General features: G+C 68.5%; 23 protein-coding genes. 8 read left to right on the forward strand and 15 right to left on the reverse strand.

Annotated features, from left to right (window positions below; translation table 11 throughout):
• Window positions 1–37 precede the first annotated feature (37 nt).
• From ABDZ66_RS04870 to ABDZ66_RS04880, 3 genes are all read left to right on the forward strand, one after another.
• The gene (locus ABDZ66_RS04870; RefSeq protein WP_343756714.1) at window positions 38–1,075 is read left to right on the forward strand and encodes a sugar phosphate nucleotidyltransferase; all 1,038 of its coding nucleotides are present in this window, start codon (window positions 38–40) and stop codon (window positions 1,073–1,075) included.
• 134 nt (window positions 1,076–1,209) lie between these two features.
• Entirely contained in the window at window positions 1,210–1,410 is a 201-nt protein-coding gene (locus ABDZ66_RS04875) for a hypothetical protein (protein WP_343756716.1), read from the forward strand.
• Window positions 1,411–1,656: 246 nt separating this feature from the next.
• Window positions 1,657–2,388, forward strand: a complete 732-nt coding sequence (locus ABDZ66_RS04880) for a YebC/PmpR family DNA-binding transcriptional regulator (protein ID WP_343756718.1) — start codon at window positions 1,657–1,659, stop codon at window positions 2,386–2,388.
• Between the two features lie 67 nt (window positions 2,389–2,455).
• On the opposite strand, the gene ABDZ66_RS04885 is transcribed toward ABDZ66_RS04880, so the two are convergent.
• The gene (locus ABDZ66_RS04885; RefSeq protein WP_343756720.1) at window positions 2,456–3,961 is read right to left on the reverse strand and encodes an amidohydrolase; all 1,506 of its coding nucleotides are present in this window, start codon (window positions 3,959–3,961) and stop codon (window positions 2,456–2,458) included.
• Between the two features lie 142 nt (window positions 3,962–4,103).
• Between ABDZ66_RS04885 and ABDZ66_RS04890 the strand changes: the two genes are divergently transcribed.
• The 3 genes from ABDZ66_RS04890 to alaS all read left to right on the forward strand — a co-directional run bounded on the left by ABDZ66_RS04890 (window position 4,104) and on the right by alaS (window position 10,914).
• Entirely contained in the window at window positions 4,104–5,138 is a 1,035-nt protein-coding gene (locus ABDZ66_RS04890; RefSeq protein ID WP_343756722.1) for an AfsR/SARP family transcriptional regulator, read from the forward strand.
• A gap of 238 nt (window positions 5,139–5,376) precedes the next feature.
• Entirely contained in the window at window positions 5,377–7,503 is a 2,127-nt protein-coding gene (locus tag ABDZ66_RS04895) for a hypothetical protein (protein ID WP_343756724.1), read from the forward strand.
• A gap of 735 nt (window positions 7,504–8,238) precedes the next feature.
• Window positions 8,239–10,914 (forward strand): alanine--tRNA ligase, encoded by a 2,676-nt coding sequence (gene alaS, locus ABDZ66_RS04900; RefSeq protein ID WP_343756726.1) that lies wholly within the window; start codon window positions 8,239–8,241, stop codon window positions 10,912–10,914.
• 70 nt (window positions 10,915–10,984) lie between these two features.
• Here alaS and ABDZ66_RS04905 read toward each other — a convergent pair whose 3' ends face one another.
• The 5 genes from ABDZ66_RS04905 to ABDZ66_RS04925 all read right to left on the reverse strand — a co-directional run bounded on the left by ABDZ66_RS04905 (window position 10,985) and on the right by ABDZ66_RS04925 (window position 14,246).
• Entirely contained in the window at window positions 10,985–11,485 is a 501-nt protein-coding gene (locus ABDZ66_RS04905) for a MerR family transcriptional regulator (protein WP_343756728.1), read from the reverse strand.
• A gap of 100 nt (window positions 11,486–11,585) precedes the next feature.
• The gene (locus tag ABDZ66_RS04910) at window positions 11,586–12,797 is read right to left on the reverse strand and encodes an MFS transporter (protein WP_343756730.1); all 1,212 of its coding nucleotides are present in this window, start codon (window positions 12,795–12,797) and stop codon (window positions 11,586–11,588) included.
• Between the two features lie 249 nt (window positions 12,798–13,046).
• Window positions 13,047–13,610 (reverse strand): class I SAM-dependent methyltransferase, encoded by a 564-nt coding sequence (locus ABDZ66_RS04915; RefSeq protein WP_343756732.1) that lies wholly within the window; start codon window positions 13,608–13,610, stop codon window positions 13,047–13,049.
• The gene (locus tag ABDZ66_RS04920; protein WP_343756734.1) at window positions 13,610–13,975 is read right to left on the reverse strand and encodes an MmcQ/YjbR family DNA-binding protein; all 366 of its coding nucleotides are present in this window, start codon (window positions 13,973–13,975) and stop codon (window positions 13,610–13,612) included. Before ABDZ66_RS04920 ends, ABDZ66_RS04915 begins: the two co-directional genes overlap by 1 nt.
• A gap of 16 nt (window positions 13,976–13,991) precedes the next feature.
• Entirely contained in the window at window positions 13,992–14,246 is a 255-nt protein-coding gene (locus ABDZ66_RS04925; RefSeq protein ID WP_343756736.1) for a hypothetical protein, read from the reverse strand.
• A 35-nt stretch (window positions 14,247–14,281) separates the two neighbouring features.
• Between ABDZ66_RS04925 and ABDZ66_RS04930 the strand changes: the two genes are divergently transcribed.
• On the forward strand, window positions 14,282–15,274 hold the full coding sequence (locus tag ABDZ66_RS04930) for a metallophosphoesterase family protein (protein ID WP_343756738.1): 993 nt from the start codon (window positions 14,282–14,284) through the stop codon (window positions 15,272–15,274).
• A gap of 226 nt (window positions 15,275–15,500) precedes the next feature.
• Here the strand turns inward: ABDZ66_RS04930 and ABDZ66_RS04935 are convergent, their stop codons facing one another.
• Window positions 15,501–16,868 carry an alpha/beta hydrolase family protein gene (locus tag ABDZ66_RS04935; protein ID WP_343756740.1) on the reverse strand — a complete coding sequence of 456 codons (1,368 nt, stop codon included), beginning with the start codon at window positions 16,866–16,868 and terminating at the stop codon, window positions 15,501–15,503.
• 200 nt (window positions 16,869–17,068) lie between these two features.
• A complete protein-coding gene (locus ABDZ66_RS04940; protein ID WP_343756742.1) occupies window positions 17,069–17,929 on the reverse strand; it encodes a sulfurtransferase in 861 nt (286 codons plus the stop codon).
• Between the two features lie 143 nt (window positions 17,930–18,072).
• Between ABDZ66_RS04940 and ABDZ66_RS04945 the strand changes: the two genes are divergently transcribed.
• Window positions 18,073–18,522, forward strand: coding sequence for a SufE family protein (locus tag ABDZ66_RS04945; RefSeq protein ID WP_343756744.1), 450 nt, complete (start codon window positions 18,073–18,075; stop codon window positions 18,520–18,522).
• A 48-nt stretch (window positions 18,523–18,570) separates the two neighbouring features.
• Here the strand turns inward: ABDZ66_RS04945 and ABDZ66_RS04950 are convergent, their stop codons facing one another.
• From ABDZ66_RS04950 to ABDZ66_RS04980, 7 genes are all read right to left on the reverse strand, one after another.
• Entirely contained in the window at window positions 18,571–19,137 is a 567-nt protein-coding gene (locus ABDZ66_RS04950; RefSeq protein WP_343756746.1) for a hypothetical protein, read from the reverse strand.
• A 96-nt stretch (window positions 19,138–19,233) separates the two neighbouring features.
• Window positions 19,234–19,833: an RdgB/HAM1 family non-canonical purine NTP pyrophosphatase gene (rdgB, locus tag ABDZ66_RS04955; protein WP_425544403.1), complete on the reverse strand. Its 600-nt coding sequence runs from the start codon at window positions 19,831–19,833 to the stop codon at window positions 19,234–19,236.
• 123 nt (window positions 19,834–19,956) lie between these two features.
• Window positions 19,957–21,450, reverse strand: a complete 1,494-nt coding sequence (locus ABDZ66_RS04960; protein WP_343756750.1) for a D-alanyl-D-alanine carboxypeptidase — start codon at window positions 21,448–21,450, stop codon at window positions 19,957–19,959.
• 190 nt (window positions 21,451–21,640) lie between these two features.
• Window positions 21,641–22,654: a 4Fe-4S binding protein gene (locus tag ABDZ66_RS04965; RefSeq protein WP_343756752.1), complete on the reverse strand. Its 1,014-nt coding sequence runs from the start codon at window positions 22,652–22,654 to the stop codon at window positions 21,641–21,643.
• A gap of 9 nt (window positions 22,655–22,663) precedes the next feature.
• Window positions 22,664–23,068, reverse strand: coding sequence for a YbaN family protein (locus tag ABDZ66_RS04970; protein ID WP_343756754.1), 405 nt, complete (start codon window positions 23,066–23,068; stop codon window positions 22,664–22,666).
• A gap of 71 nt (window positions 23,069–23,139) precedes the next feature.
• The gene (gene rraA / locus ABDZ66_RS04975) at window positions 23,140–23,664 is read right to left on the reverse strand and encodes a ribonuclease E activity regulator RraA (protein ID WP_343756756.1); all 525 of its coding nucleotides are present in this window, start codon (window positions 23,662–23,664) and stop codon (window positions 23,140–23,142) included.
• Window positions 23,665–23,901: 237 nt separating this feature from the next.
• On the reverse strand, window positions 23,902–25,014 hold the full coding sequence (locus ABDZ66_RS04980) for an XdhC family protein (protein WP_343756758.1): 1,113 nt from the start codon (window positions 25,012–25,014) through the stop codon (window positions 23,902–23,904).
• Window positions 25,015–25,046: the final 32 nt, after the last annotated feature.

The following is a 25,046-nucleotide window of genomic DNA, read 5'->3' on the forward strand; positions in this document are numbered from 1 at the left end:
CGCGCCCGGGCCGGCCCGTATACTCGCGTGTGATGTCATGAAGGGTCTGATTCTTGCCGCCGGGCGCGGCAGCCGCCTGCTGCCCATCAGCGCGACGCGCGCCAAACACGCCGTGTCCGTGGCTGGCGTGTCCATCATCGCGAGGGCCGTGCAGTCCCTGCGGGACGCCGGCATTGACGACATCGGCATCGTGTGCAGCCCGTCAAGCGAGACGGACCTGCGCGACGCCACGCAACAGAGCGGTCACCTGACCTTCATCCGGCAGCGCGAGGCGCTCGGCACCGGGCACGCCGTCCTGAGCGCCCGCGCCTTCCTGGAACACCAACCCACCCTGCTGTACCTGGGCGACAACCTCTTCGAGGACCGCCTGACCCCCCTGATCGGCACGCTGCGCGACGCGGACGCCGTGATCGGCGTGAAACAGGTCCCGAACCCGCAGGCGTACGGCGTGGCCATCGTCAAGAACGGCCGCCTGATCCGCCTGGTCGAGAAACCCCGCAAACCCGAGAGTAACCTCGCCGCGTGCGGCGTGTTCAGCTTCCGGCCCGCGCTGCTCGACCACGTGCAGGACCTGCTGCCCAGCGACCGGGGGGAGATCGAGTTCCCGCAGGCCCTGAGCGCCCTGATGGCGGCCGGCGGGCAGGTCCGCGCCGTGGAATTCACGGGCTTCTGGAGCGACGCCGGCACCCCGGACGACCTGCTGAGCGCCAACACGCACTTCCTGACGCACCTGCAGACCCGCATCGAGGGCCGCGTGGACCGCAGCGTCGTGACCGGACCGGTCGTGATCGAGGCCGGCGCGGCCGTCGAGGACAGCGTCATCACGGGACCCGTCTGGATCGGCCCGCACGCACTGGTACGCGGCGCGACCATCGGCCCGGGCGTCAGCATCGGCGCGCACGCCCGCGTGGACAGCGCCCGCGTGCACGCCAGCCTGATCGACGACTTCGCGCGGGTGCTGCACCCCACCCAGCCGATCTTCCGCAGTCTGATCGGCCGCCACGCCCTCGTCACCGCGCCCAGCGACACCGGCCTGCAGATGGTCATCGGGGACCGCAGCGTCATGCGAATGTAGCGCCGCCCGGCCAGCCGATCGCGCCGGGCAGGAAGCGGGGTGCACGGCACGAACGGCCCGCGCCCACCGATCCTCAACCTTCCCCCATCCGGCCCACACCTGCCAGCCGCGCCACCCGGCGTACGCTGGGCAGCATGACGCAACGTGACGGGCAGGGCGGCGCACCGATCCCCGACACCGCACCGGCGACCCCCGCCGGACGGGGCGAGGTGTTGATCAGCGGTCTGGACACCGGCCCACTCAGCCGGGACCGTGAGAACCTCTCCCCCACCAGCGCCCAGGCCCGCTTCCAGCCACGGCACCCCAGCGAGGAACCCACCGACGAGGACGGCTGATACGGATTCCGTTTGTTTCGTTAACAGATCGGAACACCACCGATCTGTCAACTCCACGTCCGGAACCCGTTTTGCTCCTTCTCTGCGGCGCAGCTCTACGAGTCGCATCCGCTCGGATTGAATGGCCTTGTAAGCCATTCAATCCGAGTCCGTATGAAGCGTCACCGTGCGCTAGAATGCTCCCTGCACGCGCCCCCGACCCCCAGGGACCCGGTGGGCGCAGTTTTCACGTAAGGAGTGTTCAACATGGCCGGTCACAGCAAATGGTCGCAGATCAAGCGCAAGAAAGGCGCGAACGACAAGAAACGCAGCGCGATGTACTCCAAGCACATCCGCGCCATTCAGGCCGCCGTCCGTTCCGGCGGCAGCGGCGACCCCAGCGGCAACCTCAGCCTGAAAAACGCCATCGCCGCCGCCAAGAGCGACACCGTGCCGGTCGACAACATCGAGAACGCCATCAAACGCGCCGTCGGGGCCGGTGAAGGCGCCGCCGAATTCAAGGAAGTCACGTACGAAGGCTACGGCCCCGGCGGGACCGCCATCCTGATCGAGGCACTGACCGACAACGTGAACCGCACCGTCGCCGACATCCGCGCCGTGTTCAACAAACGCGGCGGCAGCCTCGGCACCAGCGGCTCCGTGGCGTGGCAGTTCGAGAAGAAAGGCGTCATCCTCCTGACCGACACCAGCGAACAGGCGCAGGAAACCGCCATCGAACACGGCGCCGAAGACATCCAGGAATCCGAGGAAGGCCTCGCCATCAGCACCGGCCCCAACGACCTGTACGCCGTGCAGGACGCCCTGACCGCCGCCGGGTTCAGCATCGAGAACGCCCAGGTGGACATGGTCCCCAGCAACACCGTCGCCGTCGCCGGTGACGACGCGAAGAAACTGCTCGTCCTGATCGACGCCCTCGAGGAACTCGACGACGTGCAGAACGTCTACAGCAACGCCGACCTCCCCGACGACGAGGAATAAAGGTCGATCGTTGAAAGTTGATGGTTGATGGAGGACACACCCTCTATCAACCATCAACTTTCGACCATCAACCCTCCAGCACCAGGGCCTGGGCGTTGCCGCCGAGGCGGTCCCAGAGGGTGAAGGCGGCGCGGGCGCCGGGGCGGATGATGCCCTCGTCGTCCCAGCCGGCGGCGAGGGCGGGGCCGCGCGTGTGGGCGTGCAGGACGTCGAGTTCGCTCAGCGCCTCGCCGGGCGCGAGGCGAACGCCGCTGTCGTCCACGCGGGTGATCGCGGCGGCGAAGTTCGCGCGGTACTCGGGCGGGGCGACCGGGGCGTCGCTGCCGAACGCGAGGACCGCCCCGGCGTCCCGCAGGGACCGGAAGGCGTAACTGAGGCCCTCCAGGTGCGGCATGAGTTCCCGGATCATGGGGCCGTCCGCCTGGAGGTGGATGGGCTGCACGCTGGCGGTCAGGCCCCGGAAGCGCGGGAGGTCCTCGGCGCGCAGGTGCTGGGCGTGCTCGACGCGCAGGCGGATGCCGCGCGCCCCGGCGTGGGGGCGCAGGCGGTCGTAGGCGTTCAGGACCTCGGTGTTCGCGCGGTCCCCGATGGCGTGCGTGACGGGCGTCAGGCCCAGTTCGATCGCCTCGCGGCCCAGGTCCGCGATGAGGTCCGGCGGGTCCAGCGGCATGCCGGTGCCGGAGCCGTCCGCGAAGCCGGGCGCGTGCAGCCACGCGGTGCGGCTGCCGAGCGCGCCGTCCGCGAAGAACTTCACCCCGCCCCACTGGAACAGGCCGCCGGGCGCGCGGCTCAGGCCCAGCGCGCGGGCGTGCCCCAGGCGCTCGTGCGGCAGGCACGCCCACACCCGCAGGGGCAGTTCACCCCGCTGCGCGAGGGTCTGCAGCGCCCGGGGCGCCTCGACCGGCTCGAAGGCCATGGTGTGCGCGCTCACGTACCCGCGCGCGGCCAGATCGTCCGCCCCCGCGCGGGCCGCCGCGAGGTACTGCGCCTCGGTCGGGACCGGAATGGCCCGCGCGACCAGATCCGACGCGTGCTCCAGCAGGCACCCGAGCGGCCGCACGATCCGCCCGCCCTCCGGGTCCGGCGTGCCCTCGTGAATCCCGGCCAGTCGCAGCGCCGCACTGTTCGCCCAGCTCAGGTGCAGGTCCCGCGAGTACAGCAGCACCGGGTGGTGCGGGCTGACCTCGTCCAGCAGCGCCGCCGACGGGTACCCACTCAGACCCAGTTCCGACAGCAGGAAGCCCCCACCGCGAATCCAGGTGCCGGGCGGCGTGTTCATCACCCGCTGCGCCACCCGCGCCTGAACCTCCGCGACACTCCGCGCCCCGTGCAGACTCACCTCCGAGAGCGAGAATCCGTACGTGACCAGATGAATGTGCGCCTCCGCCAGCCCCGGCGTCAGCAGCAGGTCCCGGTGATCGAGCACCTGCGCGTGCGGCGCCAGCGCCCCCACCTCCTCCCGCGACCCGGCCGCCAGGACGCGGCCACCCCCGACCAGCACGGCCTGCACCTCCGGCCGGGCGTCGTCGAGCGTCAGGGTGCGGGCGTGAATCACGGTCAGCGGCTGCGTCATGCCCGACAGCCTACGGCACCCACCCCCGCACCCACGGAACGCCGCGCCAGAGCGTCCATCCAGTCAAAACACCCACCCTGATGGGTGCAGCTCCGCCAGTCTGCGCCCTCAGGTGGCCCGCCGTCCTGTTAAACTGGGCGCCATGCCCCGCATCCTCGTGGTGGACGACGACTCTGCCATCCTCAAACTCGTCAGCGTGATCCTCTCCCGCGCCGGGCACGAGGTGCGCACCAGCACCCACCCCGTCGAAGCCCTCGACCTGCTGAAAGTCTTCACGCCGGACCTCGTCATCAGCGACGTGGTCATGCCGTACATGACCGGCCTGGAATTCCTGGAGAAACTCCGCGCGCACGAGCAGCTGTCCGCCATTCCGTTCATGCTGCTCTCCAGCCACGCCGAGCGCGGTGACGTGCGGCGCGGCATGAACCTCGGCGCGGACGACTACCTGCCCAAACCCTTCACGCCGCAGGACCTGACCACCGCCATCGACGCCCGCTTACGCCGCGCCGGCCTGACCCTCCAGGGCGAGAGCGGCATGCAGGCCAAAGGCCTGGGCACCGCGCAGGTCGTCTGGAAAGGCAACGCCGTCTCCTGGGTCAGCCGCAAGGCCCTCGAACTGTTCTTCTACCTGCTGGAACACAAGGAAGTCACCAGCTGGGAGGCCGCCGAGGCCCTCTGGCCCGAAAAGGACGAGGCGCGCGCCAGCAGCCTGTTCCACACCACCCTGCACCGCCTGCGCCGCAGCCTGAGCAACGAGGCCGTCGTCAGCGCCAACCGCCGCTACGCGCTGGCCAGCGACCTGAACCCCGAATACGACGTGCAACGCTTCGAACTGCTCGCCGCGCAGGCCGAACAGGGCAGCCTGGGCCTCGAGGAACTCCGCGAACTCGTCACGCAGTACGGCCACTACCTCCCCGGCACCGACAGCCCCTGGGCCGACGACGTCCGCGCCCGCCTCGAACAGAAGCAACTCAGCCTGCTCGGCGTGGCCGCCCGCGCCGCCACCGAAGCCGGCCGCGACCGCGACGCCGCGCAGTTCCACCAGCGCGCCCTGGCCATCGACCCCATGAGCGAACCCGACTGGCAGGGCCTCGCCCGCGCCCTCGACACCATCGGCGACCCCCGCGCCCGCCTCGCCGCGCAACGAGAAGCGTGGTGGGCCGTCGACCTCGACTGATACGGACTCCGATTGAATGGGCTGTAAAGCCCGTTCAATCCGAGCGAAGCGAGTGGAAGAAAAACGGGTTCCGGACGTGGAGCCGGCAATCCGGTGAAGTTCCGGATTGTTGGCGAAACAAACGGAATCCGTATGACACACCCCAGAGAACAAGCCCGGCCGCCCACGCGCCGGGCCTGCCTCATTTGCGCCCCGCCACCCCTGGACCACCCGGTACGCTAGGTGAACCGGAGGTCACATGTTCGATACCAGAGAGCCAAAGACCGGCCCAGGCCCATCACCCAAGCCCAAAACCCCCACTCCCACCACACCACCCCGCCCACTCAAAGCCAACCAGCAACGCTGGGAACGCACGTTCCGGGGCGCGGCCAAAGGTGTCACCTTCCAGCTGCGCATCATCCGCCGACCCGACGGGCACCTCAGCGCCCGCTACCAGGCCACCCCCGGCAAAGGCAGCGGCTGGCACCTCGAAGGGCAACTCCGCGAAGACAACACCTTCACGCTGAAAGGCACCGAGAACAACGCCGAATTTCAGGGGTCATTAAATGGTTCAGGAGAGTTAATTACCGCCAAATTCAAAAACGAAAAGGACGGAAAGATATTTAGCGTCTCAAGCTTGAAACTTACCCGCATCCTAAGGCCAACAGTTCAAAAAACTAAAATTCCCATTGCTCCGGATGAGATATCCGCGACATCCGTCAGTACAGATATGCCCGCAAAAAATTCCACCGATAGTTCAGGTCCATCCAGCGAGCTTGGCTACGTCTATTCAGCCAATAAAACAGGATTAAAAGGCTTTGACGGAAATGTCGAGATCCAGAGGGCGATCTTGTGGGGGGCCAGCAAACTGTCGATAGATCCAAATGATCTGGCTGCCGTAATTGGCTATGAAACAATGGGCACTTTTTCCCCCCAAGTCGAAAACGCCAAAGCGAAAGCAGAAGGCAGAGAAGGGGCAGTTGGTTTAATTCAGTTTACCAAATCGGATGGAATACCAGCCATCAATCAATTCCTCAAGACTAAGTCTGGAGCCAGCCTGGCACAAGATTTGGAAATAACCATAACTCCAGTTTCCAGAGCAGATCTACTAAAAATGTCACCAATGGAGCAAATGAAGTATGTAGTACTTTACTTCAATATTGAGCTAAACAAGATTAAACCTGGGGAGAATTATGCAGGCCTATATCAAGAAATTCTGGCCCCAGCCCGAGAATCAGAAATCTGGTACGACTCTAGTAAAGCATCAGATAAAGTAAAATACGAAGCGAATCAGCAGTTTGACAATCTACCTAAAGACGGGAAAATCACTCAATTTGAGGCAGCGGGTGAAATTAGACGACAAGGATACGCCGTCAATTATTTCAATAGTACAACCAAATCTCAAAAAAACGCAAGTAAACTCACAGAAAGCAATAGTGGCACCTTAAGCAGTATCAACTCCACAAAAACAAATAGGCCGCAAGAAAATCAAATACCGCAAACCTCCTCAATCGATTCGACAGAAGATAAAATATCAGCATCTATTACAAAGATTTTAAATGATTTTAATTTCACCACTGTGGTAGACTGGACAGAGAATGGCTCCAAAAAGGAGAGGGTTCTCAGGATTAGAACACCGTACTTCATTAATATAGGCGATATGCTTACAATAGTCAAGAAAAATAGATCCCAGATGTCACAATTAGATCGTAAAGCGTTTAGCTTTGCCGATTTTGCAATGCTAGCCGGCAAGGCTAGCCCAGATGACATGAAAGCTTTCACGGATAATCTAGTAAAAGTTAATCCATTCGGTAAACATCCAAAAAACATCACAGCGAGTGACATAACTTCATGGCTCAAGAGGTACGGAATTGGAGTGGATTGCTCCGGATTCGTCACTCAGGCTTTGGACAATGCCACCACAACCCTTACTGGCGTCGACCCAAAGATTGGCAATGAGAACGTCAGAGTCAACACTGGATCAGGTGCTCTGAAAGGAGGACAGGGGGTTTTTGGGAGAGTAATGTCACCCAAGAGCGTCAAAGCTGGAGACACCATGTGGCTTTCTGGACATATCCGCATTGTTATTAAAAGTGGCCCAGCCCCTGACGGCAAAGGCATCCAAATGTTGATTGCAGAGTCCACACCAAATGAGCAGATGCCGGCATCGGCAGCAACTGGTGGAGTTTATCGTATTGGAGTGGATGCATCGATCTGGTATTTTCCAAATCCCGACTCATTCACAAGGAGTGGCGTGAAGAAAAAGATCAATAACTACAATTGGGAGTCAAGCTCCGATGACAAATGGGTGCAACCCAATACTCTGAACATAGAGCAGTTTGTTTTTGGAAGATATAAGCCTTTGGATAAGGCGAGACAGAAATGAGACGGATCACTTGTATTATTTTAATAGCCTTTTCCATCTGTGGCGCCAGTCCATTTACAGATAATCTCAATGCAACTGGATCGAAAACAAAAACACTAAGCAATTCCCAGATCATAATTGGAGATCTGGTCGTTTTAAAAACCAGCATCTTAGTTAATGGTATTTTTAGAGTAAAATACGCGGAAGCAACCCCAAAATACGGCGGGGTCGGGTCGACATATACCGTTGCGCGAATCGCATACTCCATTTCCAACAATAGGCTGGTAGATTTGGTTAATAATTCAGTAAAATTCATTTTTCCGGATCCACAATCACCGAGAATCTCAGATAAAAATATTTCCGAGTGCAGTAAAATACTTGAAAAAAACAATAGTTATTCGAATTCAATTTTATGGATTTCGGGAACAGATTCAATATTAAAAGTCAATTGTGGTGTCAACAGTACCTCATATTTTATAGACGTAATAAGGTACTCTAAATATATAAATGAATCAATTACCGCAGAGACATATACAAAACTAAAAAGCCACATAGCTTTATACCTAATCAAATGATAAATGCACACTGAACCGCGTTGATTTAATCACATATGGTTGATATTGCTTAGAATACTGTTGCAATAGTTATCTTGAGTATCCAGGCAACGAAAGGTGCCTGGGTAGTCCACTCGGCGTGCGCGTGTGCCGTCTGTGTGGCGGGGTGTGTGGTCTGGGTGGGCGCGCTAGACTTTGCGGTATGACTGGTCCGCTTTCTACCGCACAGATTCGCGAGAAGTACCTGCAGTTCTTCGAGAGTAAGGGGCATCTGCGTCTGCCGAGTTACAGCACGGTCGCGCCGGATCCGACGACGCTGTTCACGGTGGCGGGCATGCAGCCGTTCAAGGAGCAGTTCATGGGTGCGCCGGCCGTGTTCGACGGCGTGGCGAACAGGCGTGTGACGACGGCGCAGAAGTGCCTGCGGATCGGGGATATCGAGAACGTGGGGCGGACGCTGCGGCACTGCTCGCTGCTGGAGATGCTGGGGAACTTCTCCTTCGGGGATTACTTCAAGCAGGAGTCGCTGACGTGGGCGTGGGAGTTTCTGACCAGCCCGGAGTGGCTGGGTCTGGACCGGGCGCGGCTGTACGTGACGATCTACGAGGAGGACGAGGAGGCGTTCCGCATCTGGACCGAGGTGAACGGGCTGCCGGCCGATCACATCCTGCGGTTCGGGGCGGATGAGAACTTCTGGCCGGCGGACGCGCCGAAGGAGGGTCCGAACGGGCCGTGCGGGCCGTGCAGCGAGATCTTCTATGACCGCGGGCCGAAGTACGGGAACGACACCTGGGCGGAGTACGCCGAGACCCGTGAGAGCGCGCGGTTCCTGGAGATCTGGAACAACGTGTTCCCGCAGTTCGACCGTCAGGATCCGCTGCCGGACGGCACGCCGGTCCTGAAGGACCTGCCCTTCAAGAACATCGATACCGGCATGGGTCTGGAGCGCATCGCGACTGTGGTGCAGGACGTGTACGATTTCTACAGCAACGACGTGTTCGCGCCGATCGTGGCGAGGGTCGCCGAGATGAGCGGGCAGCCGTACGAGGGGCCGCAGAGTGTGTCTCACCGCGTGGTGGCCGAGCACATCCGCAGCGTGAGCATGGTGATCGCGGACGGCAGCGTGCCCAGCAACACGGGGCGCGGGTACGTGGTGCGCAAGATCCTGCGCCGCGCGTGCCGTCACGCGTACCTGCTGGGCCTGCGTGAGCCGAGCCTGTTCAAGCTCGTGCCGATCGTGGTGGACCGCATGGGCGACGCGTACCCGGAACTGCGGGAGAATCAGGCGAAGGTCGAGGCGACCGTGCGGGCCGAGGAGGAGAGCTTCCTGCGGACGCTGGAGGGCGGCATTCAGCGCCTGGGCAGGCTGCTGAGCGGCATGGAGAGGGGCGCGACGCTGTCCGGCAACGACGCGTTCGTGCTGTACGACACGTACGGGTTCCCGGTGGACCTGACGAAGGAGATCGCCGAGGAGTACGGGATCACGGTGGACGAGGCCGGGTACGCGGAGAGCCTGGAGAACGCGCAGAACCTCGCGCGGGCGGGCAGCAAGTACGGGAAGAGCGAACTGTTCGGCGGGAATATGGAGGCGCTGGACGGCCTCTCCCCCACTGTGTTCGTCGGGTATGACGACCTGCAGGCGGACGGCGAGGTCGTGGCGCTGGTCGGGGCGGGCGAGCGCCTGAAGCACCTGCCGGCCGGGTCGGAGGCGACGGTGGTGCTGTCCCGCACGCCGTTCTACGCCGAGGGTGGCGGCGAGGTGGGTGACACCGGACGCCTCGAGTGGGACGGGGGCGCCGGCGTGGTGCGGGACACCCGCAAGACGCCGCAGGGCGTGTTCCTGCATGACGTGCTGGTCGAGTCCGGCGAGCTGAGGGAGGGCGTGAGTGTGCGCGCGGTCGTGTCGGGCGAGCGGCTGGCCATCCAGCGGCACCACACGGCCACGCACCTGCTGCAGTCGGCGCTGCGGGCCGTGCTGGGGAGCGGCGTGCAGCAGAAGGGGTCGCTGGTGGCGGCCGACCGGCTGCGCTTCGACTTCTCGCACGGCGCGGCCCTGAGTGCCGATGAGATCGCGGCGGTCGAGGCCCTGGTGAGCCGCTGGGTGAGCGCGAACTTCGCGGTCACGTGGCAGGAGATGCCCATTGCGGACGCGAAGGCGGCGGGCGCGACCGCGCTGTTCGGCGAGAAGTACGGCGAGACGGTGCGGGTCGTGCGCGTGGGCGGCAGCGTGGAGTACGCGGGGCAGACCGTCAGCTCCATGGAACTGTGCGGCGGCGCGCACGTGACCCGCACCGGCGACATCGGCGCGTTCGTGATCCTGAGTGACGAGAACGTGGCGGCCGGGGTGCGCCGCGTGGAAGCCCTGGCGGGCGAGCAGGCCACCGCGTGGGTGCGCGAGCGCCTGAACGCTGCCGCGCGGGCCGCCGCGCTGCTGAACACCAGCCCCGATGGTCTGGAGGCCCGCGTGACCGGCCTGCAGACGCAGCTGAAGGCCGCCGAGAAGGAAACCGTGACCGTCCGCCGTCAGCTGGCCGAGGCGCAGATGGGCGGCGGCGCCGGCGGGGCCGCGCAGACCCGCGAGCTGGGCGGGTTCAGGGTCGCCGCGCTGAAACTCTCGGGCATCGAGGGCAACGAGCTGCGCGGCGCGGCCGACAAACTGCTCGACCAGAGCGGCGCGGACATGGTCGTCCTGGCGGGCGACAAGGGCCTGGTCGTGAAGGCCACCAGGGACGCCGTGACGCGCGGCGCGCACGCCGGGCAGCTGATCGGCAAGCTCGCCGCGGCGGGCGGAGGCAGGGGCGGCGGCCGCCCCGACATGGCCCAGGCGGGCGTGACGGATGCCGACGCGGCGCTGGGGGCGCTGGACACGGCGTTCTGAGGCCATGAAGCGGAAGGTGGGGCGTCCTGACCGGCACGCCCCACCTTCCGCTCTGTGTGGTCGGGGAGTGTCAATCCTGTTCCTGTCCGCTGTTCCCGAGGAGTTCCCCGACGCGCACGCCGCCCAGGCGTTTCTCGACGTAGGCGAGGTCGCGTTGAAGGTCGCGGCGCAGGGCGCGGGCATCCTTCAGTTCGCGTTCGGCAGTGGTGATGCGGGCGCTGAGCACGTCCAGCTGTCCGCTGAGGTCGCGGCGCAGGTCGTTCAGGGCTCCTTCGGTGAGGACCTGACGGCCGTCCGGGTCGAGTTCGAGCGGCTGGCTGAACGTGGCCCCGATGGTGCCGAGGCTCAGGCCCAGGGCGCGCATGCGGCGGATGCGTTCCAGCCGCGCGACGTCCGCCTCGCTGTACAGGCGGTAGCGGCTGTCCGTGCGCTGCGGGGTCACGAGGCCCAGTTCCTCGTAGTACTTCAGGGTGCGCAGGGTCAGGCCCAGGCGGGCGGCGACCTCGCCCACGCGGTGGCGGGGCGTGTCGTCCGGGGTGGGTGGCGGGGTGGGTGCGGCGGGGTCGGTCACGGGTGCCTCCAGGGGGTGCCTCCAGGGTAAGGGGTGGCGGCCGCCCCGAGGGGGCGGGTTCCCGCGCGGGCAGGAACTCGCCCCCCTCCCGGGGTGAGGCTCAGTGAACGTGTGGGTCGGTGGCGCGGCCGGTGTCGATGCGGCGGCCCATGACGGCGACCAGCAGGGCGGCGATGGCGACGGCGGCGGCCCCGACGGCGTAGGGGACGGGCGCGCCGAGGTGTTCGGCGATCAGGCCGCTGCTGACGGGCGCGGCGGCCGCGCCGAGCCAGCGCAGGAAGTTGTACGCGCTGATGCTGACGGCGCGGGGCAGGTGGCCGACCTCGACGCTGAGGGTGGTGAGGGTGGCGTTCATCAGGCCGAACAGCGTGCCGCTGACGACGACCAGGGCGACCTTGACGCCCACGGAGAAGGGCGCGAAGCCCAGCAGCGCGAACAGGACGGTCAGGCCGAGCAGGGAGGCCAGGACGATGTGGCTGGCCCGGCGGGTGTGCAGCAGGTGTCCGGCGATCCTGGTGCTGCCCAGGCCGAGCAGCAGGCCCCAGCCGAAGAAGGTCAGGCCCAGGCCCAGGGTGTTCAGGTGCAGGAACAGTGGGGTGTAGCCCAGCAGCAGGAAGAACCCGAAGTAGTACAGCAGACCGGTGACGCCCACGGCGAGGAAGGCGGGGTTGGTGTACGCGCGGAACACGTCGCTGATGGGGCGGGCGGGGTCGCGGGTTTCGGGAACGCGGACCAGGGTGGCGACGGCGATCAGGGCGAGGATCATCAGGCCGGCCGCACCGAAGAACGGGTAGCGCCACGAGTGGCTGCCCAGCACGCCGCCCAGCAGCGGTCCCATGCTCATGCCCAGGCCGATGGCGGCCTCGTAGCGCATGATGGCCCGCTCGGCGTGGCCGATCAGGGCGAGCAGCAGCACCAGGGCGGTGGGGGTGAACAGGGCGCTGCCCAGGCCCCACCCGCCCCGGAAGACGGCCAGCGCGGGGATGCTGCCGCTGAGTCCGCAGGCGAGGGCGAACGCGGCGATCAGGGCGAGGCCGATCAGGGCGACGCGGCGGCGGCCGAGGCGGGCGCCGATGTTCCCGGCGAACAGGGTCATGACGGCCATGACGCCCAGGTAGGTGGTGAACAGCAGTTCGACCTGGGTGGGGGTCGCGCCGAGCTGGTGGCCGATCTCGGGGAGGATCGGGTCGACGACGCCGATGCCCATGAAGGCGATCAGGCAGGCGGCGGTGATGGCCCATCCGGCGAGGGTGCGGCGGGCGTCCAGCGATTCTGTGCTGGTGGCAGGGCGAGGAAGCGAAGGGGTTGACATAAACCTGAACGTATACGTACAGGTTGTGGCCGTGTGTGATCCGGACTGCCTGTTGTCACTTCCACCGGAACGCCCCCCGTCCTCACCGCCGTCCGGCGAGCGCCTTCCACAGGTCCGCCTCCCACTCGCGGGCCAGGACCGGGAACACGCCCGCTCACGCGCCGCCGGTCGGGAAGGCCGCCAGCCACAGGGCGGTGACGCCCAGTCGTCGCAGCGCGCGTCGTCGGTGGACCCGGCGGTCCGGCGCCGTCACGGGCTGTCCGGGGGCCGGAGGCAGTCGAGGATCAGGCTGGTGAATCCCGGTACGCCCACACCCGCCCGGAACGCCGCGTTGCGGTGATCCAGGTGACGGCTGCGGTAGATGGGGCCATCCCGCACATCCCAGTCCGCGCCGTGGAAGGCGTGGGCAGCGTCCCACCATTCCAGGGGCTGCACGTCGAAACCCGCCTGCGTGAACACGGGCGTCAGGGTCTCCAGCGTGTACAGCACCCGGTGGTCGTGCGCGGGGCCGGGGCCGTTCACGGCGACCACCCGCTGGTACGCCGGGTCCGGGTGATTCCCGTCCGGCACGGCGACGCGCAGCCGGCCGCCGGGCTTCAGGTACGCGTGGACCAGCCGCGCGGCGCGCTCGCCCTCCTCCACCGTCAGGTGCTCCCAGACGTGCTCGCACAGGAACGCGTCGGCCTGCCGGTCCCCGAAGTACGCGGCGAAGGTGGCAGGCTCCAGCAGGTCAAGGTCGGTCTGCTGGGCGGGTGTCCAGCCGTCCCAGCGCTGCTCTCCGGCCCCGATCATGACCCGCAGCGGCGCGGGCATCACAGATTCAGCTCTGTGCGCTGCGCCCGCGTCATGCCACGCACGACGAGCGCGTGACTGCCCACGATCAGTTCGTGCAGCAGCCCGTCCGGCACGCGGCCGTCCAGGGTGACGGTGATCCAGTGGCGTTTGTTCAGGTGGTAACCGGGGGTGATCGCCGGGAACGCGGCGCGCAGTTCCTCGCCGCGTTCCGGCGTGACCTTCAGGGACACCGTGACCGGGTCGCCCTGCACGTCGGTCAGGGCGTACATCTTCGCGCCCGCCCCGCCCACCTTGAACACCAGGGTGGTCGGGTCGAACGGGAAGGTCTCGTGCGAGTGCGGCAGCGCGGCGCACGCCGCCCGGAGTTCCGTGATGGAGTGCATGACCGCAGGATACCGGTCAGCTTTCCGTGTCCGGGTCGAGTCCCTCGGCGGTGTCCAGCGCCATGTTCGCCTCGGTCATGCTGGCGTCCGCGCCGCCGATCAGCGCCTCGACCTCACGGGCGCTCAGGGCGTCCCCGGACGGTGCCGGCACGGCCGGGGCGGGCGGCAGGTCCGCCGGGGCGGGGCCCTGATCGGCCGGGCGGTGTTCCGGCGCGGGGGTCGGGTGGGGGGCCAGGGCGGGGTTCAGGCCGGGCGCGTCGTCGGGGGTCATGCCCCAGGGTGCGCCCCGCGTGGCGGGAACGGCTGATGATCTCCTCAAGGAACCGTGATGAACTGCCGGGCGTGCGCTTCCCTGCCCTGCCCCTGCTGCTTCCGCTCCTGCTCTCGGCCGCCCCTGTTTCGCCGGCCCTGCCCGGCCCCGTCCGCGTGGCGATCCTCAGCGATTTCAACGGACCGTACGGCAGCACCACGTACCCGCCGGCGCTGGGCCGCAGCGTGGCACGCATCGTGAACGACTGGCGGCCCGACGCGGTCCTGTCGGCCGGTGACGTGATCGCCGGGCAGAAGGCGTCCCTGACGGACGCGCAGGTGCGGGCCATGTGGGCGGCGTTCGACCGGGACGTGCGCGCGCCGCTGAGCCGCGCCGGGATTCCGTTCGCGTTCACGCCCGGCAACCACGACGCCTCGCTGCCCCGCGACCGCCGCGAGGCGCGCAGGTACTGGCAGGCGCACCCGCCCGCGCTGACGTTCGTGGACCGCGCGGACTTCCCGTTTCGCGGCAGTTTCACGCTGGGGGGCGGGACGGTGTTCGTGGCGACCCTGGACGCGGCGGGGCCGGTCGTGGACGCCGGGCAGCGGGCGTGGCTGGCCGCGCAGCTCGCCTCGGCCCCCGCCCGCGCCGCCGGCATCCGGCTGGTCGTGGGGCACCTGCCGCTCGCGGGCGTCAGTGAGGGCAAGAACCGCGCGGGCGAGGTCATCCGGGACGCCGGGCCCCTGCGGCAGGTCATGCAGCGGGGGCAGGTGCTGGCGTACGTCAGCGGGCATCACGCGGCGTACTACCCCGCACAGCTCGGCGGCCTGAACGTCCTCGCCAGCGGCGGCATCGGCGGGCGCGACTACGTGGGACACCCCGGCACCGCCCGCAGCGCCGTCACCCTGCTGACCCTGCACCCCGCCACGGGCCGAGCGACCTTCCAGACGGTGGACGCGGACACCGGCCAGTCCATTCAGGCCAGCAGCCTGCCCGCCCGCCTGGACGGCCTGGGCGGCCCGCTGAACCGCGTGAACGACTTCCGGTGAGGCAGGCGGCACGAGAACACCGCCCGCCTCCACCCGGTCAGGGCAGGGGCGGCCGGTCGGCGGGCGTGCTTATACGGATTCCGTTTATTTCGTTGACAACCCGGGAGGGCGCCGGGTTGCCAACTCCACGTCCGGAACCCGCTTTGCTCCTACTCGCTCTGCTGCGCAGCTCTACGAGTCCGCTCGGATTGAACGGTCTTTGCAGCCCATTCAATCGGAGGCCGTATTACTGTTTGGGCATCAGGTGGTACAGCTCCAGGCCGCGCGCGGTGCGGTCCTTGAAGCCTTTCCAGTAGGTGTCGTCGGCCCTGGGGGTGCCGTCGGCGTTGCGGCTGTACTTCGCGTTGTTGGAGACGGGGACCGGCACGTTCAGGTACTCGGCGGCGCTCTGGTCGCCCTTGAGTTTCAGGTTCAGGAACGCCGTCACGAAGTGCTGGTTGATGTTGTTCAGGCGGGCGCTGTCCCAGGCGGGTTCGGCGTAGTGCATGTAATCACCGAAGGAGGCGAAGGATTCGGCGGGCGCGGGGTTCGGCGCGACGTTGTGCAGGGCGTTCTGGTACACCAGCATGTAGCGTTCGGCGTTCACGGCGTTCTCGAACAGGGGTTTGACACCGCCCTCGTAGTGGGACACGTCGTCGCGGTCGCCCACGACGAACAGGGTGGGCACCTTGAGGTTCTGCAGGCCGGCGTCCTCCCAGAAGCCGTACTTGCCGCCGAAGTTCACGCCGATGCCGCGCACGGCGGCGTCCCCGCCCCAGGGAGCGAAGGCGACGACGGCCTTGATGCGCGGGTCCACCTGGTAGTTCCCGGCCTGACGCGCGGCGAAGCCCTTGCCGGGAACCAGGGGCGCCATCTGCGGGCCGTACCCGGCGCCGGCGGCGTTCAGGGCGCCGTACCCGCCCATGGAGTACCCGACGATGGCGGTCCGGTCGGCGTCCACGACGCCGCTGAGGGGCGAGCCGCTGCCCGCCGCGCCCAGGCGGGCCATCTCGCTGATGACGAAGTTGTCGTCCAGCGCGCGGTTCAGCAGGGTGCTGGCGAAGGCGGCGCGGTTGCCGTGGGTGCTGTCGGTGTGGTCGATGGCCACCACGACGTAGCCCTTGCTGGCGAGGTTCTCGGCGAGGTAGGTCATCAGGACGCGGCTGCCGGCGTACCCGTGCGAGAGGATCACGAGCGGGAAGGCCTCTCCCTTCAGGGGGGGGGCGGCGCGGTTGGCGCGGCCGCGCGTCAGGAAGGGTTTGTCGGGGGCGCTGCCCAGCACGTCGCTGTAGGTGGTCAGGCCGCTGCCGCTGCGGCCGGCGGTGGGGTACCAGACTTCGACGGTCAGGGGGCGGTCGTAGGTGGGCACGACGCCGTCCCTGGCATTCACGATGTCCTGCTGGCCGGGGTTGACGAGGTTCAGGGTGCGCACGCCCACGGCGTACTGGCCGCGCGCGGCAAGTTCGGGCGCGTCGGGGCGCAGGTCACCGGGAACCGTCAGGGAGGTGCTGAGCGGCGCGGGCAGCGGCGAGGCGGGCGGGGCCGGGGTGGTCTGGGCGTGCGCGGCGGGCAGGGTCAGCAGGGCAAGGGACAGGAGCAGGCGGGGTGGGTTCATGGTTGCAGCCTCCACAGGCAGTCCGGGCCGCGCAGGCAAGGCGCCCGGTGCGGAAGGGACCGTCCACTGGTTTGTGATTCAAAGCGCAGCATACTCTGTTCCTGATTCGTCAGCGGTCCGTCAGGGGGCCGGTCGGTGCAGGCACGTCCAGACAACAGAAAAACCCCCGCGCGGGGCGGGGGTGGGGCGCGGAGTGCGGGTCAGCTTTCGCTGTAGGTCTTCTCGATGGGCATGCCCACGGCGTTGCCCCACTCGGTCCAGCTGCCGTCGTAGTTGCGCACGTTCGGGTAGCCCAGCAGTTCGCGCAGCACGAACCAGCTGTGGCTGCTGCGTTCGGCGATGCGGCAGTACGCGATGACTTCCTTGTCGGCGGTGACGCCCTCCCCCTCGTACAGGGCCTTGAGTTCGTCGGCGCTCTTGAAGGTGCCGTCCTCGTTGGTGGCTTTCGCCCAGGGAATGGAGCGCGCGCCGGGAATGTGGCCGCCGCGCAGCACGCCTTCTTGCGGGTAGTTGGCCATGTGCGTGACCTTGCCGCTGAACTCGTCGGGGCTGCGCACGTCGACCAGGGCGCCCTTGCCGTCCTGCACGGCTTTCAGGTGGGCCTTGACCTCGTCGCGGTAGGCGCGGAGGCTGTCGTCGCGGGTCAGGGCGGGGTACTCGCTGGGCTGCACGGGGGTGACGTCGGTGGTGGTCTCGCGGCCCTCGGCCATCCACTTCTGGCGGCCGCCGTTCATGAGTTTCAGGTTCTTCACGCCGCTGTAGCTCAGGAACCAGTAGGCGTAGCTGGCCCACCAGTTGCTCTTGTCGCCGTACAGGATGATCTGGTCGTCGGCTCGGATGCCCAGGCGGCCCAGCAGTTCGCTGACCTTGTCGGGCGTGATGAAGTCACGTTCGACCGGGTGCCACAGGTCGGTCTGCCAGTCGAGTTTCACGGCGCCGGGGATGTGGCCGGTGTCGTACAGCAGGATGTCCTCGTCGACCTCGATCAGGCGGATGCCGTCCTTGTTCAGGTTCTGCGCGACCCAGTCGGTGCTGACCAGTACGTCTTTTGCGTATTCCATGTGGGGTGCCTCCTGTGGCGGGTATGGGGGGTGACGCTCGGGTTTGCCCACCGATTGTACCCCCCGCCAGCATCAATTGACAAAAGAGGTCAACTGGACAGGGCCACCCAATCCCGCCCCCCGGCCAGCGCTACAGTACCCGCATGAGCGACAGCGCCCCCGCCCCCCTGCCCGAGAAGCTCCAGAGCATCGTCAGCATGTTCCGCAGCGCCCCCAAGGCCCTGCGCCTCCAGGCCCTGCTGGAATACAGCAAGAAACTGCCGGGCCTGCCCGAGAAGTACGTCGAGCACCCGGAATTCCTGCAACCCGTCCCGGAATGCACCAGCCCCTTCTTCCTGGTCACCGAACGCGACGACGCGGGCGGCGTGAACCTGTACTTCAAGGTGCCGGAGGAAGCCCCCACCGTGCGCGGCTACGCCGGCATCCTGCACGAGGCCCTCAGCGGCGCCACGCCCGACGAGATCCTGAGCGTCCCCGACCAGTTCTACATGGACATGGGCCTGACCGAACTGATCACCCCCATGCGCCTGCGCGGCATGGGCGCCATCCTGATGCGCCTGAAGAACGACGTGCGCGAACACGCCCAGGCGTAAACCAAAGACCCACCCCGCAACGGCTCCCAGCCGGTGCGCCGGCCCCGTTCAGTCCCCGGGCAGCGCGGCGTCCAGCAGCAGGACGCTCAGACCCAACCCCAGGCCGTAGGCGACGTGCGCGCCGAGGCGGTTGGCATGCCCGCGCGCCGGACTGCCGGCCGGGCCGTCCTGCAGGCCCAGCAGCGGCACGAGCCCCTCGTCGATCAGCGCCCACAGGCCCACGCCGAACGCCGCGCCTTTCAGGGGATTGCCGCGCCCGGCCAGCGCGCCGTACAGGCCGCCGCTGACCGCGCCCATGCCCCAGTGGACGGCCTCGCTGAGGGCCGCGCGGGTCTGCCTGCCCGGCGCGTGCCCGGCCACGCCCTCGTAGGCGAGGCGGCCCAGGGCGGCGGTGCTGCTCTCGCCGGGTTCGTGCACCTGCCCGAGCGGGGCGATGGAGTGCGCGTCGGGTTTCGGTTTCTGATCCTGGCCGCCCCCGTCGCTTTCATCCCCTTCGCTGCTGCCCTCGACCAGCGGCGCGGCGCGGGTCCAGTACTGGCCCATGGCGAGGGTCCCGGCGGCGCCGCCGACAAGGCCGATCAGAATGCTGCGGTAGGTGCTGTGACGGTGACTCATGCCGCCCACCGTACGCAGTGGGGGGCCGCGCGACTGCCGCGCGGCCCCCAGAGTGAAGGTTTCCCCGCTGTTGTCCCAGCGGTCCCTGAACGCGGGTCAGCCCAGCTGACTGACTTCCCGTTCCGGCAGGCCGGCGTGGTGGGCGGCCCGCAGCGCCGCGAGCGCCTGTCCGCGGTGGCTGATGGCGCGTTTCTCGGCGACGGTCATCTCGGCCAGGGTGCGGGTGTCGCCGTCCGGCACGAACAGCGGGTCGTACCCGAAGCCGTTCTCGCCGCGCGGCCCCTCGAGGAGCGTGCCGGGCAGTTCGCCGCGGTACGTCTCGAGGTGCCCGTCCGGGTACGCCAGGATGATCACGGACACGAACTTCGCGCGGCGGTTCTTCTGTCCGCGCAGACGCTCGAGCAGGAACACGTTGCGTTCCGTGTCGCTGTCCACGTTGCCGTAGCGGGCGCTGTACACGCCGGGTTCCCCGCCGAGCGCCTCGACCTCGATGCCGCTGTCGTCGGCCAGGGCCGGCAGGTTCAGCATGTGCGCGGCGGCGCAGGCTTTCAGGGCGGCGTTCTCCTCGTAGGTCGAGCCGGTCTCCTCGGGCAGGGGCAGGCCGCCCAGGTCCTGCAGCGCCCACCCGAGCCCGCCGAGCGCCTCCTCGATCTCCCGGACCTTGCCCTTGTTCCCGGTCGCCACGACCACCCGCATCCCTGCCCCGTCACTCATCACGCCCGCAAGTCTAGAGGATTCCTCTCACACCCGCGTGAACATCCCCACCGGCAGGAGCGGCGTGACTGGCCGGCCACCCCCCCCCGGGCGGGGGCGTGCGGATCAGTGGGCGCCGGCCATGGCGGCGACCAGCCGGTCCTGCGCGGCCCGCAGGGTCAGGATGGACGTGTCCTCGGGGCCGTTCATCAGGACCGCGAAGGCCAGGGTGCGGCCGCTGTGGCCCGTCACGTACCCGGCCAGGGCGCTGACGCCGGGCAGCGTGCCGGTCTTGGCGCGCACGTCCAGGTTCAGGCCGCGCATCCGCAGCGCCAGCGTGCCGCCGCGGCCGTCGTGCGCGGGCACGGCCTCCCCCGTTCCGGCCTGCGGGAGCGCCTCGATGAACGCGTTGCCCCGGCTGCGGTACAGCGCGGCGGGCAGCAGCGCGCCCGGTCCGGCGCGGCGGGCGGCGATCTGCGCGGCGGGTGTGGGGAACGGCAGGTCGTGCATGACGGTCAGCAGGGTAACCAGCGTGCGGGGGCTCAGGCGGGACTCGCGGCTCAGGCCGCTGCCGTCCGCGAGGCGCAGGCCGCCGAGGTCCACGCCGATCTGCCGCAGGAACGCCCGTTCGCGGGCCAGGGCGCCGCGCAGGGTGCCGTTCCCGCCGGGCGGGTGCGCCAGGGTGGCGAGCAGTTCCTCGGCCAGCAGGTTGTCGCTGGGACGCAGCGTGCGGGCCAGCACCGTGAACGGTGAGCCGCTGCGGACACTGGCGATTCCCTGTTCCGGACGGCGACCGACCGGCACGGGCGGAGCGGGTTGGGTCGGGGCGTCGGCCGTGGAGGGCGGCAGGTAGGGAGTGAACGGCGCGGCGGCGCCCGGCGTGTCCGACTGCACCGTCACGCCCGCCAGGCGTAGCTGCGCGATCAGCGCCGCGCCCAGGCGGGCCCGGGCGGCGGCCGCGTCCACCGGGGGGCGGTCATGCCAGTCGGCCAGGCGCAGGGCGGTCACGGGGACGCCCAGCGGCAGGGACGCGAAACCCGCGGAGGTCAGGGTCGCGTCGTCCAGGCGCACCTCGCCCACCGAGCGCAGCCCACGCGCCCGCGCCTGCTGCGCCAGCGCCCTCAGGCTGTACGGGCCGCGGTCCACGCTGAGCAGCGGGTCGCCGCTGCCGCGCAGCGTGAGGGCCTTCACGGCCGGGCGGCCCACCTGCGCGGCCGGGACGGTCAGTTCGGCCGTCCATTCGCCGTCCGCGCCGCCCCGCTCGGTCAGGACGGCCGCCGCCGTGATCAGCTTGGTGGTGCTGGCCGGAATGAACGGCTCGTCGGCCGCCTGCGCTTCGAGGACCGGGCCGCCGCCCACCTCGCGCAGCAGCACGCCCACGCGCACCCCGGCCGGCAGGTCCCGCAGCGCGGCGCGTGAGGGCCCGCTCAGGCCCGGTTCGCGGGTCATGTGCAGCGCCGGCTGCGCCCCACGGGTCCGTACCGCTGCGGCCGGCGCGGGCGGGACCGGCGCGGCTGGCGTCTGCAGCGCTGGCGTCTGCACGGAGGCAGCCTGCGGGGAGGCGGCCTGCGGGACCTGCGCGCTGGCCGGGAGCAGCAGGAGGAGCAGCAGGCGGCGCATGACCGGCAGGATAGCGGCCCGGGCGGGGCGGATGGTACCGGCCGGCGCGGCCCGCCCATACGGACGGCCGTCTGTTTCGCCCTCAGCCCGGAATCACACCGGGTTGCGAACGCCACGCCCGGCAGTCCGCTCTGCGCCTCCCTGCATCCGCTCGGGTGGAACGGTTCTCGCCACCCGACCGGAGTCCGGATCACATCACGCTGTCACTCTCGCGCAGCAGGATGGGCGCCTCGAAGGCGGCGGGCAGCCACGCCTCCTGCGCGTGAATCGCCTGGGGCGGGCAGGAGCGCAGGCAGGCCATGCACCCCGTGCAGGCCGCGAGGTTCAGCAGCAGCCGCACGCCCCCGTCGGGCTGCAGGTCGCGCGTGATGGCGTCGGTGGGGCACACGTTCGCGCACACCGGGCAGTCGATGCAGGTATCGTCCACCAGCGGGGCGGGCCAGTGCAGGCCCACCCCGGCGGGCGGGGCGGGTTTCAGGGTCCGGGCGCGCCACTGCCATTCCTGCGGCGTGCGGTCCTCGGGCACGCTCCAGTCCACGAACGGCAGCGGACTTTCCGGGATGCTCTGCGCGACCTGCTGCCCGGCCGCGCGGAACATCGCGCCGAACGCGCCGCGCCGCGAGACCTTCAGGGCGCGGCCGGCGTCGTCCGGCGTGACCGCGCGGACCGTGACCTGCGCGGGGTGGCCGGTGGGCGCACGCAGGCGCTGCGTTTCCTCCAGCACCCGCGTCAGGCGGGCGGGCACGTCGGGCGCGCCGACCGCGCAGGTATCGCAGGCCCCGTGAATCAGGGTCAGCGGGGTGTTCCACGCGCCGGCCGCCGAGAGCAGCGCCGGGGTCACGCGCCCCAGGCAGGGCAGGCTGGGACCGCCGGCCCCGCTCTGCGAGCAGGTCAGGCTGGCGTCCTGCGCCGGGCGGCCCGGCTGGGACTGCTGGTCTTTCACGCTCTGCAGCGTGGGCAGCAGGTTGTACTCCAGCGCGCCCGTCGGGCAGACCTGCACGCAGATCCCGCAGCCGGTGCAGAGGTCCGGGTCGATCTGAATGCTGGCCCCGAGCATTCCGACGTTGATGGCGTCGTGCGGGCAGGCGGCGTGACAGGCGTCGCAGCCGCCGACCGCCTGCCGTTCCAGCAGGCAGCGGGGCGGCGTGAACCGCGGAACGTGATTCCCGGAATCATCCAGGCGGGCCAGAACACCTTGCAGCATGGCCGGAGTCTACGCGCCGGAGCGGCCGTCCGGGCGGGTCGGGACGCGCCGCGTGATGAACAGCACGCCCGCCAGCCCCACCAGCACCCAGGCGACCTGCCCCGCCAGCACCGGAATGCGGCCCACGCTGAACCCCACCGCCAGCGTGATGCACAGGCACGCGGCCCACTTGGCACGCCGCGGCATGCCCAGGCCGGCGCGGTAGTCGCGGATCAGGTCGCCCACGACCGGCCGGGACAGCAGCCACGCCTCCCAGCGCGGATCGCCGCGTGAAAAGCAGGTGGCCGCCAGGATGAACCACACCGTCCCTGGAAAGCCCGGCAGGAGCAGGCCCAGCACGCCCAGGCCGCAGAGCACGAAGCCCAGCGCGACCCACAGGGGCCGCGCCGGGGTGGGGGAAGGAGAGCGGGACATGCGTTCAGGGTAGCGCCGGGGGCCCGCAGGAAGGGCCAGGCGGCCACGTCCCCGGCCCGCACGCCCGGGCGTCAGGCCGGGTCGTGCGCGTCGGGGGGAAGGATCAGGATGCCGTCCTCGTCGGCGCTGATCCGGTCGCCGGGGTGGATGGTGACGCCCGCGAAGGTGACGGGCACGTCCCGCTCGCCGCCCGGCTGCTTGCCGCTGCGGCGTGGGTGGGCGGCCAGCGCGCGGATGCCGAGGTTCAGGCCCTGCAGTTCGGCGGTGTCGCGCACGCAGCCGTTCACGATCACGCCCGCCCAGCCGCCGCGCTCGCCCAGTTCCCCGAGTTGCCCGCCCAGCAGCGCGCAGTTCAGGCTGCCGCCGCCGTCCACGACGAGTACGCGGCCCTCGCCGGGGGTGGACAGGGTCTCGCGGACCAGCGGGTTGTTCTCGTGGACGCGCAGCGTGACGGCCCGGCCCGTGAAGCGCGGGCGGCCTCCGAATTCCCGGAACAGCGGCGCGACCACCGGCGCGTCCGGATACAGGTCACTCAGGTCGGTGGTGGGCAGGTCGGCCAGCGGCAGGTGCTGCGGCCCTTCCGGGTTGTGGGTCATGCCGCAGTCAAGCAGGCGCGCGACGTGGGGAACCGGTACCCGCGCGGGAACGCCCCTGCAACCCGCGCGGGTACGGGTCATACGGACTGCCGTTTGTTTCGTTGACAACCCGGAACAGCACCGGGTCGTCAACTCCACGTCCGGAGGGGCGCCCAGCTCCCACTCTGCAGGGCAGCTCTGCGAGTCGCATCCGCTCCGATTGAATGGTCTTTGCAGCCCATTCAATCGGAGTCCGTATCAGGCGGGTGTGGGCGCGGCCGGGTGGGTGGGAACGTCGTGGATGCGGCCCGCGTGTCCGCTGAGGAACGAACCGTCGTACCCGCGGCGCCACGCCATGAGTTCCGCCAGGATGCTCAGCGCGACCTCCTCGGGCGCCTCGGCACCCAGGCGCAGGCCGATGGGCGCGCGCAGGCGCGCGAGTTGCGCGTCGGTGAAGGTCACGCCCTCCCCTGCCAGGGTGCGCAGCAGGTCCAGTGCGCGGCTGCGTGGTCCCAGGACTCCCACGTACGCCGCGCCGGATTCCAGGGCGTGGCGCAGGCAGAGCCGGTCGCGGTCGAGGTGGTGGTTCATGACGATCAGGTGGGTGCGCGCGCCCGGCGTGAAGGCCGCGAGGTCCTCGGGGGCCAGGGCGTGCAGGGTCGCGCCGGGAAAGCGGCCGGGCGTGAGGTACGCGCCGCGCGGGTCGATCACGTGCACGTCGTAGCCCAGCGCGTGCGCCTGCGCGGCGAGCGGCATGGCGTCGTGCCCGGCGCCGTACAGCGCGAGCTGCGGTGGGGGGCTGCTGATGTCCACGAACACGGGCGTGCCGTCCGGGGCGGTCAGGGTGGCGGCGCGTGGTTCGCGGCTGCCGAGGCGTTCGAGGGCGGCGGGCACGGCGAAGGCCTGCAGGGCGGGGGGCAGGTCGCCCAGCAGCGGGCCGTCCGGGCCGATCAGGGCGCGGCCCTCGCCGGTCAGCGGCACGATCAGGGCGGCGGCCTGACCGGCCTGCAGCGCCGAGAGCCACGCGGCGGTGACGGGGTCGTGCGGGTCGACGCGTTCCACGCGCACGTCGACGCTGCCGCCGCAGCCGATCCCCAGGCCCCAGGTGGCGTCCTCGGAGAGGTCGTAGTGGGTCAGGGCGCTCTGGCCGCTGCGGATGACTTCCAGGGCGACCTCGACGACCTCGGCTTCCAGGCAGCCGCCGGAGAGCATGCAGACCTGCGCGCCGTCGTCGAGGACCAGCATGCGGGTGCCTTCGCGGCGGTAGGCGCTGCCGCGCACGCCGACGACGGTGGCGATGGCGGCGCGCTGGCCTCTGGCGTGGGCGTCGGCCAGGGCGCGCAGCAGGGCGCGGGTTTCGGCGGCGTTCATGGTGGGCCTACTGTAGCGCCGGGCAGGTTGGT

The sequence above is a fragment of the Deinococcus depolymerans genome (assembly GCF_039522025.1).
Lineage (GTDB): Bacteria > Deinococcota > Deinococci > Deinococcales > Deinococcaceae > Deinococcus > Deinococcus depolymerans.

Bases quoted from the DNA above. Each gene is read 5' to 3' on its own strand.
- ABDZ66_RS04870 (WP_343756714.1), top strand. From the start codon at position 38: ATGAAGGGTCTGATTCTTGCCGCCGGGCGCGGCAGCCGCCTGCTGCCC.
- ABDZ66_RS04875 (WP_343756716.1), top strand. From the start codon at position 1,210: ATGACGCAACGTGACGGGCAGGGCGGCGCACCGATCCCCGACACCGCA.
- ABDZ66_RS04880 (WP_343756718.1), top strand. From the start codon at position 1,657: ATGGCCGGTCACAGCAAATGGTCGCAGATCAAGCGCAAGAAAGGCGCG.
- ABDZ66_RS04885 (WP_343756720.1), bottom strand. From the start codon at position 3,961: ATGACGCAGCCGCTGACCGTGATTCACGCCCGCACCCTGACGCTCGAC.
- ABDZ66_RS04890 (WP_343756722.1), top strand. From the start codon at position 4,104: ATGCCCCGCATCCTCGTGGTGGACGACGACTCTGCCATCCTCAAACTC.
- ABDZ66_RS04895 (WP_343756724.1), top strand. From the start codon at position 5,377: ATGTTCGATACCAGAGAGCCAAAGACCGGCCCAGGCCCATCACCCAAG.
- alaS (WP_343756726.1), top strand. From the start codon at position 8,239: ATGACTGGTCCGCTTTCTACCGCACAGATTCGCGAGAAGTACCTGCAG.
- ABDZ66_RS04910 (WP_343756730.1), bottom strand. From the start codon at position 12,797: ATGTCAACCCCTTCGCTTCCTCGCCCTGCCACCAGCACAGAATCGCTG.
- ABDZ66_RS04915 (WP_343756732.1), bottom strand. From the start codon at position 13,610: ATGCCCGCGCCGCTGCGGGTCATGATCGGGGCCGGAGAGCAGCGCTGG.
- ABDZ66_RS04920 (WP_343756734.1), bottom strand. From the start codon at position 13,975: ATGCACTCCATCACGGAACTCCGGGCGGCGTGCGCCGCGCTGCCGCAC.
- ABDZ66_RS04925 (WP_343756736.1), bottom strand. From the start codon at position 14,246: ATGACCCCCGACGACGCGCCCGGCCTGAACCCCGCCCTGGCCCCCCAC.
- ABDZ66_RS04930 (WP_343756738.1), top strand. From the start codon at position 14,282: ATGATCTCCTCAAGGAACCGTGATGAACTGCCGGGCGTGCGCTTCCCT.
- ABDZ66_RS04935 (WP_343756740.1), bottom strand. From the start codon at position 16,868: ATGAACCCACCCCGCCTGCTCCTGTCCCTTGCCCTGCTGACCCTGCCC.
- ABDZ66_RS04940 (WP_343756742.1), bottom strand. From the start codon at position 17,929: ATGGAATACGCAAAAGACGTACTGGTCAGCACCGACTGGGTCGCGCAG.
- ABDZ66_RS04945 (WP_343756744.1), top strand. From the start codon at position 18,073: ATGAGCGACAGCGCCCCCGCCCCCCTGCCCGAGAAGCTCCAGAGCATC.
- ABDZ66_RS04950 (WP_343756746.1), bottom strand. From the start codon at position 19,137: ATGAGTCACCGTCACAGCACCTACCGCAGCATTCTGATCGGCCTTGTC.
- rdgB (WP_425544403.1), bottom strand. From the start codon at position 19,833: ATGCGGGTGGTCGTGGCGACCGGGAACAAGGGCAAGGTCCGGGAGATC.
- ABDZ66_RS04960 (WP_343756750.1), bottom strand. From the start codon at position 21,450: ATGCGCCGCCTGCTGCTCCTCCTGCTGCTCCCGGCCAGCGCGCAGGTC.
- ABDZ66_RS04965 (WP_343756752.1), bottom strand. From the start codon at position 22,654: ATGCTGCAAGGTGTTCTGGCCCGCCTGGATGATTCCGGGAATCACGTT.
- ABDZ66_RS04970 (WP_343756754.1), bottom strand. From the start codon at position 23,068: ATGTCCCGCTCTCCTTCCCCCACCCCGGCGCGGCCCCTGTGGGTCGCG.
- rraA (WP_343756756.1), bottom strand. From the start codon at position 23,664: ATGACCCACAACCCGGAAGGGCCGCAGCACCTGCCGCTGGCCGACCTG.
- ABDZ66_RS04980 (WP_343756758.1), bottom strand. From the start codon at position 25,014: ATGAACGCCGCCGAAACCCGCGCCCTGCTGCGCGCCCTGGCCGACGCC.